Source organism: Variovorax glucosi (assembly GCF_051216695.1).
In the GTDB taxonomy this organism is placed as follows: Bacteria; Pseudomonadota; Gammaproteobacteria; order Burkholderiales; family Burkholderiaceae_C; genus Variovorax.
Map to the genome: position 1 here is coordinate 710,162 of NZ_JBPJZE010000002.1, position 13,562 is coordinate 723,723.

The following is a 13,562-nucleotide window of genomic DNA, read 5'->3' on the forward strand; positions in this document are numbered from 1 at the left end:
CGCGCGTTCAGTGGCCGGTCATGCGCGCCGGATCGACCAGCCGGTCGTAGGTGTCCGCGTCGACGAAGCCGAGGCCGATGGCCGCCGCGCGCGGCGCGATGCCCTGAGCCACCGCGGTCTTCGTGATCTGCGCGACGCGGTCGTAGCCAAGCACCGGATTCAGCACGGTGACGACGAGCAGAGCGTTCTCGACATTGGCCGCCAGGCGCGCGCTATCGACCTCCAATCCTTGCACCAGCCGCTCGGCAAAAACCCGCGACGCATCGGCCAGCACGCGGATCGACTGCAACAGGTTGTGGATCAGCACCGGCTTGGCCACGTTCAGTTCGAAGTTGCCTGAAGCACCTGCCATCGCGATCGTGGTGTGGTTTCCCATTGCCTGCATGGCGGCCTGCACCAGCACTTCGGCGATGGTCGGATTGCGCTTGCCGGGCATGATCGAACTGGTCAGTCCGTCGTCCGGTATCAGCAGCTCGCCGAGGCCGCAGCGCGGGCCGGAGCCCAGAAAGCGCACGTCGTTGGCGATCTTGATCAGCGAGGTCGCCAGCACGCTCAACGCGCCCGATACCTCGACCAGCGCATCGTGTGCAGCCATGCCCTCGAACTTGCTCGGGTTCGGCGAAAAGGCCGTTCCGGCCAGCGCGCTGACTTCTTCGCAAAAAGCGATGTCGAAACCCGGCGGTGCATTCAGGCCCGTACCGGCTGCCGTGCCGCCTTGGGCGAGCAGGCGCACGCGCGGAAGCGTGGCCTCGATGCGGTCGATGCCGTGGCCGATCTGGCGAGCGAAAGCGTCGAAGGCCTGGCCCATCGTCATCGGCACCGCATCCATCAGGTGCGTACGGCCGATCCTGACCACGTCGGCGAAGGCGATTGCGCGTTCGTCAAGCCGTGCGCGCAGCAGTGCCAGCGCTGGCTGCAGCCGCTGTTCGAGTTCCAGCACGGTCGCGAGATGCATCACCGTCGGGAAGCTGTCGTTCGACGACTGCGATGCGTTGACATGGTCGTTGGGATGCACCGGCGACCGCGTGCCGAGCGGCTGGCCCAGCAGCTCGTTGGCCCGATTCGCGATCACCTCGTTCGCGTTCATGTTTGTCTGCGTGCCGGAGCCGGTCTGCCAGATCGTGAGCGGGAAGTGCGTATCGAAGCGGCCGTCGCGCAGTTCCGTCGCGGCAGTCACGATCTGCTCGGCCAGCGCCGCGTCGAGAGTGCCGCATCGCACGTTGGCACGCGCGGCTGCGATTTTCTGAAGACCGAAGGCGTGGATGAGGCAGGAGGGGAAATGCTCCTCGCCGACTTCGAACACGCCAAGCGCCCGCTGCGTCTGCGCACCCCAGTAACGGTCGGCCGGTATTTCGACCGGACCGAAAGCGTCGTCCTCGAGGCGGAATCGGCTCATGACCTGCGATTCAGTCCAGCGAGATGTTCGACTTGGCAGCGACTGCTTTCCAGCGCACGACTTCGTTCTCGGTGTGCTTGCCGAGTGCCGCGCCGGTGTACTGCTCCGGCGACAGCAATTGGATCGCCTGCTCCGACATCTTGTCGGTGAAGGCCTTGTCGGTCATGACTTTCAGATAGGCCGCCTGCACCTTGTCGAGCACCGGCTGGGGCGTGCCCTTCGGCGAATAGATGCCGTACCAGGTCGAGGCCTCGAAGCCGGACAGCACGGTCTCGGCCAGTGTCGGTACGTCCTTGAGTTGCGGCAGCCGCACCTTCGAAGTGACGGCCAGCGCGCGCACCTTCGTCTCCTTGATCTGCGGCAATGCGGTGTTGGTCTGGTCGAAGATGCCATCGACCTGTCCGCCGATCACGTCGACCAATGCGGGGCCGGCTCCCTTGTACGGCACCTGCGAGATCTTGATGCCTGCGGAGGATGCGAAAAGCGCTGCGATCAGGTGCGAGCTTGAGCCCACGCCCGCGTTGCTGATGAACAGCTTGTCGGGATTGGCCCGGCCGAAATCCACGAGCGCCTTGATGTCCTTCGCGGGATGATCCTTGCGCACCATAAGCACCAGCGGCGTGTCAGGGAAGCGGAACACCGGTGCGAAGTCCTTGACCGGGTCGTAATTGAGTTTTTTGTACAGCGCCGGCGCGGCGCCCATGTAGCCCATGTGGCCGACCAGCATCGTGTAGCCGTCCGGTGCCGCACGCGACGCCTTGGCTGCGCCGACCGTGCCGCCCGCGCCCGGCGTGTTGTCGATGAGGATCGGCTGGCCGATCTCGCGTGCCACGCGTTCGGCGATGCTGCGGGCCAGTGCATCGGTCGGGCCGCCGGCCGCGAAAGGCACGATCCAGACGACCGGCTTGGTCGGATAGGTCTGTGCCAAGGCGCCTCCGGCGACGAGTGCAAGGGCCAGGGCGAGCACGCCCGCTTTAAAGGTCGAATTTTTCATGCTTGTCTCTTGATTCAGTACCCGGCGGACAGCGCCAGCGCGCGGTCGACCATCTGCGGCGAAAGGCCGAGGTAATTGGCTGGATCGGTCAGGCGGTCGATCGTTGCGCGGTCGAAGTGCTCGGTGACTTCGGGCAGAGCGGCCAGCGCCTCGGCCAGCGAGCCGCCCTTTTCATTGACCGTGCGGCAGGCGTCGTAGACCACGTCGTGCGCCTGCTGGCGGCCGATGTGCGGCGCCATGCCCATCATCACGGCCTCCGCGACGATCAAACCGCGCGTGATGCCGAGGTTGTGCGCCATGCGCGCCTCGTCGACGATCAGCCCGCCGAGCGCGAACTTGGCCTGGTGCAGCGCACCCGACGTCAGGATGAAACTCTCGGGAATGGCGATCCATTCGGCATGCCACGGACCGGTCGCGCGCTCGAAGTCCTGCACCATCGCGTCGACCATGAGGCCGGCATGCTGTCGCACCGCCTTCGATGCGGCCAGCATGAGTTCGCTGGAGATCGGGTTGCGCTTCTGCGGCATGGTGCTCGACGCGCCGCGGCCCTTCACGAACGGCTCGTAGACCTCGGCGAACTCGGTCGACGCCATGATCATGATGTCGAGCGCGATCTTGCCGAGCGATCCGGTGACCAGCGCCAGCAGGTTGACGGCTTCGGCGAAACCGTCGCGCGCCACATGCCAGGTGGTTGCCGGCACGCCGAGCCCGAGTTCCTCGGCCATCGCGGCCTGCACTTCAAAACCCTTGTCTCCCAGTGAAGCCAGCGTACCGGCTGCGCCTGCGAACTCGACCAGAGCAACACGCGGGCGCAACTCTGCGAGACGTTGCTGATGACGGTCGAACATCGCCAGCCAGATCGCGACCTTGTAGCCGAAGGTGACAGGAAGCGCCTGCTGGAGATGGGTGCGGCCGGCCATCGGCGTGTCGCGATGCTTTTTGGCCAGCGACGCAAGGATGGCGCGCAATTCGCGGATGTCGGCATCGACGCTGTCGAGCGCATCGCGCACCTGCAGCGCGACGGCCGTGTCCATGATGTCCTGCGTGGTCGCGCCCCAGTGCACATAGCGGCCGGACTCGCCGCACATCTTCACCAGCTGATGCACCAGCGGCAGGATCGGGTAGCCGACGATGTCGGTTTCTTCGCGCATATGGTCGAAGTCGATGCGGTCGAGCCGTGACTCGCGCGCAATCACTTCGGCGGCTTCTGCCGGAATCACGCCACAGCGCGCTTCGGCTCTTGCCAGTGCGACCTCGGCGTCGATGTAGCGCTGGATCAACGCGCCGTCGGAGAAGATCTGGCGCATTTTCTGCGTGCCGAAAGCGTCGCGAAAGAGGATGGAGTCGACGACCGTGCTGGCCATGGGTATCGAGGCGGATGACATTTGAATGATCTTGATATGTTCGAACTTATCCAACTCTAATATGTTCGAACAAATGAGGGATGCGTGTTAACCCTATGAGGGAAAATCGCGCGCAGATGAATTCCTCCAAGCCCCGTTTCGCAGACATCGCCCGCCATCTGCAGCAAGCCATCACCACTGGCCATTTCGCGATCGGCTCGCTATTGCCCACCGAACTCGAACTGAGCGACCACTACGGCACGAGCCGTCACACAGTGCGCATGGCGTTGCAGGAGTTGCAGCAGTCAGGGTTGGTTTCTCGCCGCAAGAACGTCGGGACGCGCGTCGAATCGGCGACGCCGCAGACGGCGTTCCAGCAGTCGCTGGCGTCGGTGGAAGACCTGATGCAGTTCGGTGCCGCGCATGTCCGGCTGGCCCCGGAAATCGAACAGGTGGCGACCGGCGCTACGCTGGCGCGGACGCTGTGTTGTGTCGAGGGCACGCGCTGGCTGCGTATTTCCAGTTTGCGGATGGAGGAGGGCATCGACGGCCAGCCGATCGGCTGGACGGACATCTACGCCGACCCGGCGCACGAAGGGCTCGAAGCCCGTGTGCGCGCAGCGCCGGAGACGCTTGTCAGCGCCCTGATCGAGCGGCATTACGACCGGCGCGTCGCGGAGATCGTGCAGGAGGTGCGTGCCGTCGAAGCACCGGCGGCGACGGCGCGACGCTTGGGCATCGAACCGGGTAGCGCTGCGTTGCAGATCGTGCGGCGCTACATCGATCCCGATGGCGCGGTGTTCCTGCATTCGGTTTCGGTACATCCGGCAGAGCGCTTTTTCGTCACGACGCGGCTGAAGCGCTTCTTATGATTGCGTGCATGGAACCCATCTCCCACCCGATCACCCTTGCGTCGCTCAACGCCTGCAGCCGCGCCGATTTTCTCGTTGCACTCGGCGGCGTGTTCGAGCACGCGCCCTGGGTGGCGGAGGCGGTGGTCGACCGACGTCCGTTCGCCAGCGTCGACGCGATGCATCGGGCGATGCTCGGCGTGATCCGTTCGCTGCCGGAGGCCGAGCGGGTCGACTTTCTCAACGTCCATCCCGAACTCGCGGGCGCGCAGGCGCGGGCCGGCGTCATGACGGCCGACTCCACCCGGGAGCAGGGCGCGCTGGCGTCGAGCGCGATGGCGGCGGAGGAAATCGCGCACTGGGACAGGCTTAATCGCGACTATCGAGAGCGCTTCGGCTTCCCGTTCATCCTCTGCGCGCGTCGGCATAGCCATGCGTCGATGCTCGAATCATTTGAACGGCGCCTGGTGCGCGAGCGCGACGTGGAGCTGGAAGCTGCGGTGCAGGAGATCGAGCTCATCTCGCGGTTGCGGCTGGCGGATCGGATTGCGGATCACGGATTGCCGATCTGATCGGATCGGGCCGACGTTGCCGAGGCACGCGGAGGGCGCCACAATGGCCGCCTCATGCGCAGATCGAATCTCGTTGCCGCCGCCGTCACCTTTGCTTCGGTTGCCTTTGCTGTAGCCAGCGTCGGATCGCCTGCAAATGCCCAGGTCATCCGTTGCACGGACGCTGCGGGCAAGATCAGCTACACGGACAAGGCATGTCCTTCGAACAGCCGGCGCTCCGAGCCGCTGGAGGGCATGGACACCAACGGCACGACGGTTGGCGGCTCGGCCCCTGTGAAACTGGTACCTACGTTGCCCACGGTGCGGAGCATTGAGCCGGTACCGTCCCAGCCGCAGCCCAACGGCGGCTTGACCATCATCGACCCGCGGGCGCGCGATCTGGTCGAATCGGAAAGGCAGGCGCGCGAGCGGAGCGAACGGGAGGCCGCTGATCGGACGGGTGCCGGTTTGTATCCGTATCCCTACGGCGGTTATTCCGGGGGCTACCACCGCCGCGCTGCGCGCCCGCAAGACCTGCGGCCCACGCTGCGGAGCTGCGATGCGGGTGGTTGCAACGACACGATCGGAAATCACTACGACCGGGCGGGCAAGGTGGATCGGTATGTGAGGCCGGATGGGCGGACTTGTCGGCCTGTGGGGACGACAGTGGTTTGTTGAGGGGTGGGGTGGATAGGTTATCGAAGTACGGACCGGCGTTGCCAGCGTGCCTACGTTGAACTGGTTGTAGTTCGTCGTCTGGTCACTCGAGCCTTCGCCCCTGTTCTTGATCCAGGCGGCGTCCCCGCCCTGGCTCGTGTTGCTCACGTCGCTCTGCGTGGTCTGCGTGCCGAGGATGAGCTTGTCGGCGTTGAATGTCAGGGCGCCGGGTATGTCGACCGTGGTGCCGGTCATCGTCAGCAAGCTTGGATTTCTATCGACTCCGATGACCATCAAAGTGCTATGTAATGTCTTCCGAGAACGTTAATCCCTGATTTCTCTGCCCCAGAGAAATTGGCCGCTGTGATAGTCCAACTCAAAGTAATACTTTCCTGCATATTCAACCCAAGCGGTGATGCCGAATTGCCCCGCCTTGCCATCAACTGGGTTGATATACGGTTCACTCAAGAGGCAAAAAGAAGTAGGTGGATCGGCAGATTTCGGATTTTGAGGCTTCGTCAGTTGCCACGGCACGGTGAGGCGAATGCGCTCTTTGCCGTAAGCGTCAAGCAAGAGACAGTTGTTCGGCACCCAAGGTTTCTCGAAACAAATAAATCCAGATGCATCTGGAAGCAAGTGCAGTGAGATTTTTTTTTGGGGGTTGCTGAGCGAAAACAATTGTCCATCCACGGTCCATGAGTAAGCGATGACAGGGCCGAAGATATCGCTCCTCGTTATCGGATCTCGCCAACTCTTGAAAGTAGAAAACAAAACTGACTGTCCACGGCTGTTGTGCTTGCTGAAATTCTCGATTATTTTGATCATTCTAAAATGCGAGCGCTTTCGGAGACATATTGAAAAACGGTGGATCGATCACTGGCTGGCAGGAAAAAATGCAACTGATTCCCACCGCCTGCTGCCAAGCCTTGTTCGCCCACCTTGCCAACTTGTGCATTAATCGACTTCGTCACTTTGACCTCCACCACATAAAGTTGAGCATCTGAAGATTTCATCCCGCCTGTTATGGCCAGTTCATTTCTGGCATATGCCAGATTTGGCACTTCGTCGAGTGTCGCCCAGCCACCAAATGATCGCTCCGGGTTTCCGTCGCGAAGTGCGTTGTATGCGGCTTCAGTTATCACCATTCTCACAGTTGTTCCCGGCTTCACTGTCACCTCAGCAATACTGGTTCCTGTCTTCCAAGCTGGACTCCATCCATCTGCCGCACTCATTAGTACATTGACCTCCTCAGCGCTTTTGAACCCCTTGATTGCCCCCGCATCAAGCTTCATGAATTGAAGAGCGGCGCTTTCCAGCGTGCGTGTCCCCAAGCTTGCAGCCGCACCCGCAATTGCCACGCCGCCCTTGGCCGCAGCGCCAGCGCCCATCATCACACTGCCGACTTCCCAGATCAGCGATCCAACGTCTTTTCCAAGCTGCTCAGCATTTTGATTGCCTCCGATTTCCACGGCCGCCTGCATCTGGCCAATCTTGGCGTCGAGCTCCGCAAATGCGCTATCGCCCAATTGCCGCCTGGCTTCCGGGCTGCTGATGATCTGCTTCAGTCCATTCAGACCTTCGACCGGATGAGCCAAGAAATCCGCCAAGCCTTGGACATCGCTGATGCCCGCTTCCATCAGACCCTTGCCAACCCCTGATGCGGTCAGAACGTCTTGCTTGCCGCTGACGAGTGCCCATTTGCTGAATACCTGAAGTTTCTCCGCTGTAGTCTTGGCGCCATCCATCTCCTTTTTCATCTGCACCTGCTGCTGCGTGGCAAGCCAGTTGTTGGCTGCCGTGTTCGCTGCCGCTTGACTGGCGAGATTGATGTCATTGGCGCTACCTCCTGCCAGGGCCACGGCAATTCCTCCCAGCATTGCGGCGAATTGAACAGTGTCGTTTTGCGCATTGATCGCCTGATGGTCGTAGAGGCTTGCGGACAATTCACCCATGGCCGCACCTAAAGCGCCAGCGCCGCAGTCTCCATTCGTACGCACCGCACCGACGGCGCAACCCGCCAAGGCATGTGCCAGCGCATTCGCCACGCTGCCGGGCTCCAGCATGGAGCCGATCTGGAACGCACCTTGCGCGGCTGTGGTGTCCAGCAAAGCGACCTTTAGCGTTTCTGCAAGGTTCTTCTCCAGACTCCCCCCATTGATCGCCGTCCCGATCACCGCCCTTGCCGCACCCGCCTGCATGTTCTGCCCAAGCTGCTCCATGAACTTCTGCGCTCCGGTCGCTTCCGTAGGCAGGCCCGTTGGATTCAGGCTCAACCCACCGAGCACACCGCCCGTGGCAATGGCCGTCAGCAGGCTATGCACATTCGCACTGCTGCCCAGATCGTTCAACGCACCGCCGATGTCGCCTTTATTGTTGATCATCGCCACAGCTGCTTGGCTTGCCAGTGCAGAGATGCCAGCAGTCACAGCACCGCCGACCACGCTGGAGATCGCCGCTCCCGCACCGGCCGATACGAAGGCGCCGCCACCCGCCAACGCAACGCCTTGCCCTACGGCCGCCGCTGCGGACTGACCAGCCGCTGCCCCCAGTCCCGAAGCCGCCCCGGCCGTGAAGTACGCCACCACCAGCGTGACCACCGCCGCAGCCGCCGGCGTCAGGCCCTGCTGCTTGTAGTCCCACTGGCTGTGCGCCTCTTCGACCTTCGTCCAATTGACCTTGCAGGCAAGCTTCGGATCGTTGGCGATCTGGTTGATCCAGGCCATGCCCGGCTGCTGCGCCAGTGCGGACACGCTGTCCCTGGCCCCGAGTCCGATCTGCATGCTGTCGACCGGCGTTGCCAGCGTGCCGACGTTGAACTGGTTGTAGTTCGTCGTCTGGTCGCTCGAGCCTTCGCCCTTGTTCTTGATCCAGGCGGCGTCCCCGCCCTGGCTGGTGTTGCTCACATCGGTCTGCGGGGTCTGCGTGCCGAGGATGAGCTTGTCGGCGTTGAACGTCAGGGCGCCGGGTGTATTGACCGTGGTGCCGGTCATCGCCAGCAATCCGCCTTTGCCGTCGGCGCCGGTGGACGTGATGGTGACGTTGGCGCCGCTCAGCGTCGTACGGGCGAGGGTGCTGGCCTGGTATTCACCCTTGTCGGTGTTCTTCGCGTCGATGCCTTTGCTGAGGTCGTGGATCAGCGAGGCATTGATGTTCGTGCCACGCGTGTACTGCTCGCTGCTCTTTGTTGTTGTTGTTGTTCACCGTTGTAGCCACCCATGCCAATGACCGCGAGGAAGTTCGCGCTGTCATAAGGTCGCCGTTGGGACTCCAGAAGGAGGCCACATCAATCTCTGATTTCTCTGCCCCAGAGAAATTGGCCGCTGTGAAAGTCCAGTTCGAAATAGTACTTCCCAGCGTGTTCGACCCAGGCCGTGATACCGAACTGCCCCGGCTTTCCATCGGCTGGATTGATATACGGATCGCTGACGAGGGCAAAAGAAGTAGGTGGATCAGCGGATTTTGGGTTCTGTGGTTTAGTAAGCTGCCACGGTACGGTTAGGCGCATTCGCTCTTTGCCGTATGCATTTAATAACACACAGTTGTTTGGAATCCACTCGCTCTGAATACAGATGAACCCCGACTTGTCGGGGAGAACTTCCCACGTTTCTTTTTTCCTGTCTGCGTGTGCTCGATTTTGATCTTTCCCTACATTCCAAGAATAGAAGATGGTCGGTCCAAACCCCTGGCCATGCTCCTCCAGCCAATTTAGCCAATCTTTGTCGAGCATTACATTACCCATTGCGTCATGCAAAGTGAAGTCTGAAATTTTTTCGGTTTCTTCAGACTTTTCGGCTTTATTCATTTGAGTCCTCGTCCACTGCCTGCAACATAGTTAAAAATCAAGGAGCGATCTGCCATCGGAAGGAAAAAGTGAAGTTGATTGCCGCCGCCGACAACTGAACCCTGCGCGCCGACGATGCCAATCTGTGCATTGATTGACTTGGTCACCTTGATTTCAACCACATACAGAGGACTGTCAGCCGATTTCATATCGGCCGTTAGGGCCAATTCTTTCCTTGCGTAGGCAAGATTTGGAACATCGTCAAAAGTACTCCATCCTCCGAACGCTCGGGTGACATCTCCATCAGGGGATGTAATTGCTCTATACGCTTTTTCATCCACCACCATTTTCAATGTCGTCCCTGGCTTTATCGTCACCTCCGCAACGCTGGTCCCAGCCTGCCAGGCAGGGCTCCATCCATCTGCTGCACTCATTAATGCATTGACCTCCTCAGCACTTTTGAACCCCTTGATTGCCCCTGCATCGAGTTTCATGAATTGCAGCGCGGCGCTTTCTAGCGTGTGTGTTCCAGCAGAGGCTGACGCGCTTGCTAACGCGACACCCCCTTTTGCCGCAGCGCCAGCGCCCATCACCACACTGCCCACCTGCCAGATCAGCGAACCAACGTCTTTTCCAAGCTGCTCTGCATTTTGATCGCCCCCGATTTCCACGGCCATTTGCATGCTCGCGATCTTGGCGTCGAGCTCCGCGAATGCGCTATCGCCCAATTGCTGCCTGGCTTCCGGGCTGCTGATGATCTGCTTCAACCCATTCAGACCTTCAACCGGATGCGCAAGGAATTCGGCCAGACCTTGAATGTCACTGATGCCCGCTTCCACCAAGCCCTTCCCGACGCCTGAAGCTGTCAGCACATCCTGCCTGCCGCTGACGAGCGTCCACTTGCCGAAGACCTGAAGTCTCTCTGCTGCTGTCTTGACGGCATCCATTTCCTTTTTCATCTGCGTCTGCTGCTGCGTAGCGAGCCAGTTATTGGCTGCTGTATTCGCTGCTGCTTGACTGGCGAGGTTGATCGCCGCCGCGTCGCCGCCGGTAATGGCCACAGCAATTCCACCCATCATTGCGGCGAACTGGACGGTGTCGCCTTGCGAGTTGATGGCTTGACGGTCGTAAAGGCTTGCGGACAACTCACCCATGGCCGCACCTAAAGCGCCGGCACCGCAGTCTCCGTTCGTACGCGCAGCACCAACGGCACAACCCGCCAAGGCATGCGCCAGCGCATTCGCCACGCTGCCGGGCTCCAGCGTGGAGCCGATCTTGAACGCGCCTTGCGCGGCTACGGTGTCAAGAATCGCAGTCTTCAGGGTTTCTGCAAGGTTCTTCTTGAGACTCCCGCCATTGATCGCCGTCCCGATCACCGCCCTTGCCGCACCGGCCTGCATGTTCTGCCCGAGCTGCTCCATGAACTTCTGCGCTCCGGTCGCTTCCGTAGGCAAACCCGTTGGATTCAGGCTCAACCCGCCGAGCACACCACCGGTCGCAATGGCCGTCAGCAGGCTGTGCACATTCGCACTGCTGCCCAGATCGTTCAACGCACCGTCGATGTCGCCCCGGTTGTTGATCAACGCCACGGTAGCCTGACCCGCAAGCGCAGCAACCCCAGCAGTCACAGCACCGCCGACCACGCTGGAGATTGCTGCACCTGCACCGGCCGAGATGAAGGCGCCGCCACCCGCCATCGCCACGCCTTGCCCTGCGGCCATCGCAGCCGACTCCCCAGCCGCCACCCCGAGGCCCGAAGCCGCCCCGGCCGTGAAGTACGCCACCACCAGCGTGACCACCGCCGCAGCCGCCGGCGTCAGGCCCTGCTGCTTGTAGTCCCACTGGCTGTGCGCCTCTTCGACCTTTGTCCAGTCGACCTTGCCAGCGAGCTTCGGGTCGTTGGCGATCTGGTTGATCCAGGACATGCCCGGCTGCTGCGCCAGTGCGGAGACGCTGTCCCTGGCCCCGAGTCCGATCTGCATGCTGTTGACCGGCGTTGCCAGCGTGCCGACGTTGAACTTGTTGTAGTTCGTCGTCTGATCGCTCGAGCCCTCGCCCTTGGCCTTCTGCCATGCCAAGTCGCCGCCCTGGCTGGTATTGCTGGTGTCAGTCTGCGTCGTTTGTGTGCCGAGGATGAGCTTGTCGGCGTTGAACGTGAGCGCTCCGGGTGTGTCGACTGTGGTGCCGGTCATCGTCAGCAAGCCGCCTTCGCCATCGGCGCCGGTGGAGGTGATGGTGACGTTGGCGCCGCTGAGCGTCGAGCGCGCGACGCTGCTGGCTTGTTGCTCGCCCTTGTCGATGTTCTTCGCATCGAAGCCCTTGCCGAGCTCAGGCACGAGCAGCTTCTCGAGACCCATGCCGCGCCGGTACTGCTCGCTGCTGGCCGAGCTGTAGTCGATGGCGCCCGTGATGGACACCGCTCCGCCTTTAACGGTGATGTCATTGGCTGCATCCACCTGCACGCCCCGCAGGATGGCCGCGCCATTACCCTGGAGGAGCACGCCGCCATTCGCGCTTGTGATGCTGCTGGCGACGGCGGTGTTGCTGGAAGTGCTGGCGTCGTCGCGGCGGCTCGCACCGAGAGGCAAGGGCAGAACGGCAAAGCTGTTGGCAGTCCCGCTCTTCTTGACCGAGACGCTGCTGCTTTCGCTGCGCACATCTCGCGCTTCGTGCAGGTCCAGCGCGCCGTTCGCGTGTACCAGCACCCCATCGGTGCCGCTGATCTTCACGCCTTCGCCGGTGATGTTGCCGTTCGCGGTGATGGAGACCAGGTTACCGCTCAGGCTGGTGCCGTGGCTGATCGTCTCGTCCAGCGTGTTGCGGGTGGTCGTTGTCTTGTTGGTGAACAAGCCGCTCTTCCTGGAGTTGCGCGCTTCTTCGTCGGTCTGCGTGCTCTGGCCGACTGCGAGGGTGACGTTGCGGTCGGCGTGGATCGACAGGAGGCCGGAGCCGGCGTCGACCGTGGCTTGTCGAAGGTTCACATCGCGGCCGGCGTTGAGCACTGTGGTGCCGTCGGTCACGATGGTGCTGCCCACCTCCGCGCTCTGGCTGCTGCGGCTGAAGTTCTTCGCATTCCAGGTCGTGTCCTGGCTGGTGGAAGTGGCGATGGTGCCCAGGTTGATGTCGTTGACGGCCTTGATGGAAGTGACGCCACCCGCACCCGCATTCGACAGGATCGCACCCACCAGATTGACGTCATGACCGGCACTGACCACCAGCGTGCCTTTGGGGTTCGTCACATACACCCCGGCGATGCGGTCGAGCGCGGTCGCACTGCTCTTGGCCCCGGCTGCCGTCTGCGTCGTGCTGGCGATCGTGATGTCTCGCCCGGCCTTCAAACTCACCGCGTTCTGCACATCGATCGTTCCACCGATGCTGTTCAGATCGTTGCGCGCCTCGATCCCGACGCTGGCGCCGGTTATCCGTCCATTGAGGTTCTGGACGTTGTCTGCGGTGATGGAAACCATCGTGCGGCCCGCAATGGTTCCTCCGTTGATCAAGTCGCCCTGGCCGGGCTGGTTCCTGATGACCAGCGCATCGGCCGAGAGGAGGGCGCCGGAGCCGTCGATGTCGCCCGGACGCACGCGAACGTACACCTGCGGCACCAGCACCTTCTGCGTGCTGCCATCGGCCAGCGTGACGGACTGCTCGACCAGCCAGACGATGTCGCTGGTGAGCTGTGCCATCTGCGCAGCCGAGAGACCAATGCCCGGTGTGAGCTGATAAGCCTTGGCGAAGGTGGCTCCGGCGTTCATCAGGGCCGTGTACTGATCCTGGTCGTTGTGCAGGCCTTCGAGGTAGCGGTACCCAGTGAGCTGTGCGACTTGTTCGCGAGTCAGGCGCTGTTCGTAGAAGCCGTCACCCAGGCGCTTGGTGACGGTGGCCGGGTCGTAGGCGAGGGCGTCGAGCAGGTAGTCGCTGCTGAGCCAGTTGCGGTAGCTGGCGAAGGCGGGGTCCGGTTTTGACAAGGTGGTCGCCACATCTCCTTG

Annotated in this window: 11 protein-coding genes; 4 read left to right on the forward strand and 7 right to left on the reverse strand. The window is 61.9% G+C overall.

The features are described 5' to 3' along the window. Positions 1 to 7: 7 nt before the first annotated feature. The 3 genes from ACSFA3_RS11670 to pcaB are packed head-to-tail and all read right to left on the reverse strand — an operon-like array spanning position 8 to position 3,754. Complete coding sequence (locus tag ACSFA3_RS11670) at positions 8 to 1,396, reverse strand: class II fumarate hydratase (protein WP_435505602.1); 1,389 nt, start codon at positions 1,394 to 1,396, stop codon at positions 8 to 10. Positions 1,397 to 1,406: 10 nt separating this feature from the next. After that, positions 1,407 to 2,390 carry a tripartite tricarboxylate transporter substrate binding protein BugD gene (locus ACSFA3_RS11675; protein WP_435505603.1) on the reverse strand — a complete coding sequence of 328 codons (984 nt, stop codon included), beginning with the start codon at positions 2,388 to 2,390 and terminating at the stop codon, positions 1,407 to 1,409. Between the two features lie 14 nt (positions 2,391 to 2,404). Beyond that, on the reverse strand, positions 2,405 to 3,754 hold the full coding sequence (gene pcaB / locus ACSFA3_RS11680; RefSeq protein ID WP_435505604.1) for a 3-carboxy-cis,cis-muconate cycloisomerase: 1,350 nt from the start codon (positions 3,752 to 3,754) through the stop codon (positions 2,405 to 2,407). Positions 3,755 to 3,870: 116 nt separating this feature from the next. Between pcaB and ACSFA3_RS11685 the strand changes: the two genes are divergently transcribed. From ACSFA3_RS11685 to ACSFA3_RS11695, 3 genes are read left to right on the forward strand one after another with little or no spacing between them, the layout of a single operon-like run. Next, the gene (locus ACSFA3_RS11685) at positions 3,871 to 4,605 is read left to right on the forward strand and encodes a GntR family transcriptional regulator (RefSeq protein WP_435505605.1); all 735 of its coding nucleotides are present in this window, start codon (positions 3,871 to 3,873) and stop codon (positions 4,603 to 4,605) included. 8 nt (positions 4,606 to 4,613) lie between these two features. Next, positions 4,614 to 5,156 (forward strand): 2-oxo-4-hydroxy-4-carboxy-5-ureidoimidazoline decarboxylase, encoded by a 543-nt coding sequence (gene uraD / locus ACSFA3_RS11690; RefSeq protein WP_435505606.1) that lies wholly within the window; start codon positions 4,614 to 4,616, stop codon positions 5,154 to 5,156. 54 nt (positions 5,157 to 5,210) lie between these two features. Next, positions 5,211 to 5,813 carry a DUF4124 domain-containing protein gene (locus ACSFA3_RS11695; protein ID WP_435505607.1) on the forward strand — a complete coding sequence of 201 codons (603 nt, stop codon included), beginning with the start codon at positions 5,211 to 5,213 and terminating at the stop codon, positions 5,811 to 5,813. 303 nt (positions 5,814 to 6,116) lie between these two features. Here the strand turns inward: ACSFA3_RS11695 and ACSFA3_RS11700 are convergent, their stop codons facing one another. Next, positions 6,117 to 6,617 carry a hypothetical protein gene (locus tag ACSFA3_RS11700; RefSeq protein WP_435505608.1) on the reverse strand — a complete coding sequence of 167 codons (501 nt, stop codon included), beginning with the start codon at positions 6,615 to 6,617 and terminating at the stop codon, positions 6,117 to 6,119. Beyond that, positions 6,614 to 8,782, reverse strand: coding sequence for a DUF637 domain-containing protein (locus ACSFA3_RS11705; protein WP_435505609.1), 2,169 nt, complete (start codon positions 8,780 to 8,782; stop codon positions 6,614 to 6,616). Before ACSFA3_RS11705 ends, ACSFA3_RS11700 begins: the two co-directional genes overlap by 4 nt. Here ACSFA3_RS11705 and ACSFA3_RS11710 point away from each other — a divergent pair. Then, positions 8,769 to 9,017, forward strand: coding sequence for a hypothetical protein (locus tag ACSFA3_RS11710; RefSeq protein ID WP_435505610.1), 249 nt, complete (start codon positions 8,769 to 8,771; stop codon positions 9,015 to 9,017). The two genes, ACSFA3_RS11705 and ACSFA3_RS11710, sit on opposite strands and share 14 nt — an antisense overlap. A 58-nt stretch (positions 9,018 to 9,075) precedes the next feature. Here the strand turns inward: ACSFA3_RS11710 and ACSFA3_RS11715 are convergent, their stop codons facing one another. Together ACSFA3_RS11715 and ACSFA3_RS11720 are read right to left on the reverse strand one after the other, a co-directional pair. Then, positions 9,076 to 9,594 (reverse strand): hypothetical protein, encoded by a 519-nt coding sequence (locus tag ACSFA3_RS11715; RefSeq protein WP_435505611.1) that lies wholly within the window; start codon positions 9,592 to 9,594, stop codon positions 9,076 to 9,078. After that, a complete protein-coding gene (locus ACSFA3_RS11720) occupies positions 9,591 to 13,553 on the reverse strand; it encodes a DUF637 domain-containing protein (RefSeq protein WP_435505612.1) in 3,963 nt (1,320 codons plus the stop codon). The genes ACSFA3_RS11715 and ACSFA3_RS11720 overlap by 4 nt, the downstream gene beginning before the upstream one ends. Between the last annotated feature and the right edge of the window lie 9 nt (positions 13,554 to 13,562).

Excerpts from the sequence above, each read along its gene's own strand:
- ACSFA3_RS11705 (WP_435505609.1), bottom strand. The coding sequence starts at position 8,782 with ATGACCGGCACCACGGTCAATACACCCGGCGCCCTGACGTTCAACGCC.
- ACSFA3_RS11685 (WP_435505605.1), top strand. The coding sequence starts at position 3,871 with ATGAATTCCTCCAAGCCCCGTTTCGCAGACATCGCCCGCCATCTGCAG.
- ACSFA3_RS11700 (WP_435505608.1), bottom strand. The coding sequence starts at position 6,617 with ATGATCAAAATAATCGAGAATTTCAGCAAGCACAACAGCCGTGGACAG.
- ACSFA3_RS11715 (WP_435505611.1), bottom strand. The coding sequence starts at position 9,594 with ATGAATAAAGCCGAAAAGTCTGAAGAAACCGAAAAAATTTCAGACTTC.
- ACSFA3_RS11670 (WP_435505602.1), bottom strand. The coding sequence starts at position 1,396 with ATGAGCCGATTCCGCCTCGAGGACGACGCTTTCGGTCCGGTCGAAATA.
- ACSFA3_RS11695 (WP_435505607.1), top strand. The coding sequence starts at position 5,211 with ATGCGCAGATCGAATCTCGTTGCCGCCGCCGTCACCTTTGCTTCGGTT.
- ACSFA3_RS11675 (WP_435505603.1), bottom strand. The coding sequence starts at position 2,390 with ATGAAAAATTCGACCTTTAAAGCGGGCGTGCTCGCCCTGGCCCTTGCA.
- pcaB (WP_435505604.1), bottom strand. The coding sequence starts at position 3,754 with ATGGCCAGCACGGTCGTCGACTCCATCCTCTTTCGCGACGCTTTCGGC.
- uraD (WP_435505606.1), top strand. The coding sequence starts at position 4,614 with ATGGAACCCATCTCCCACCCGATCACCCTTGCGTCGCTCAACGCCTGC.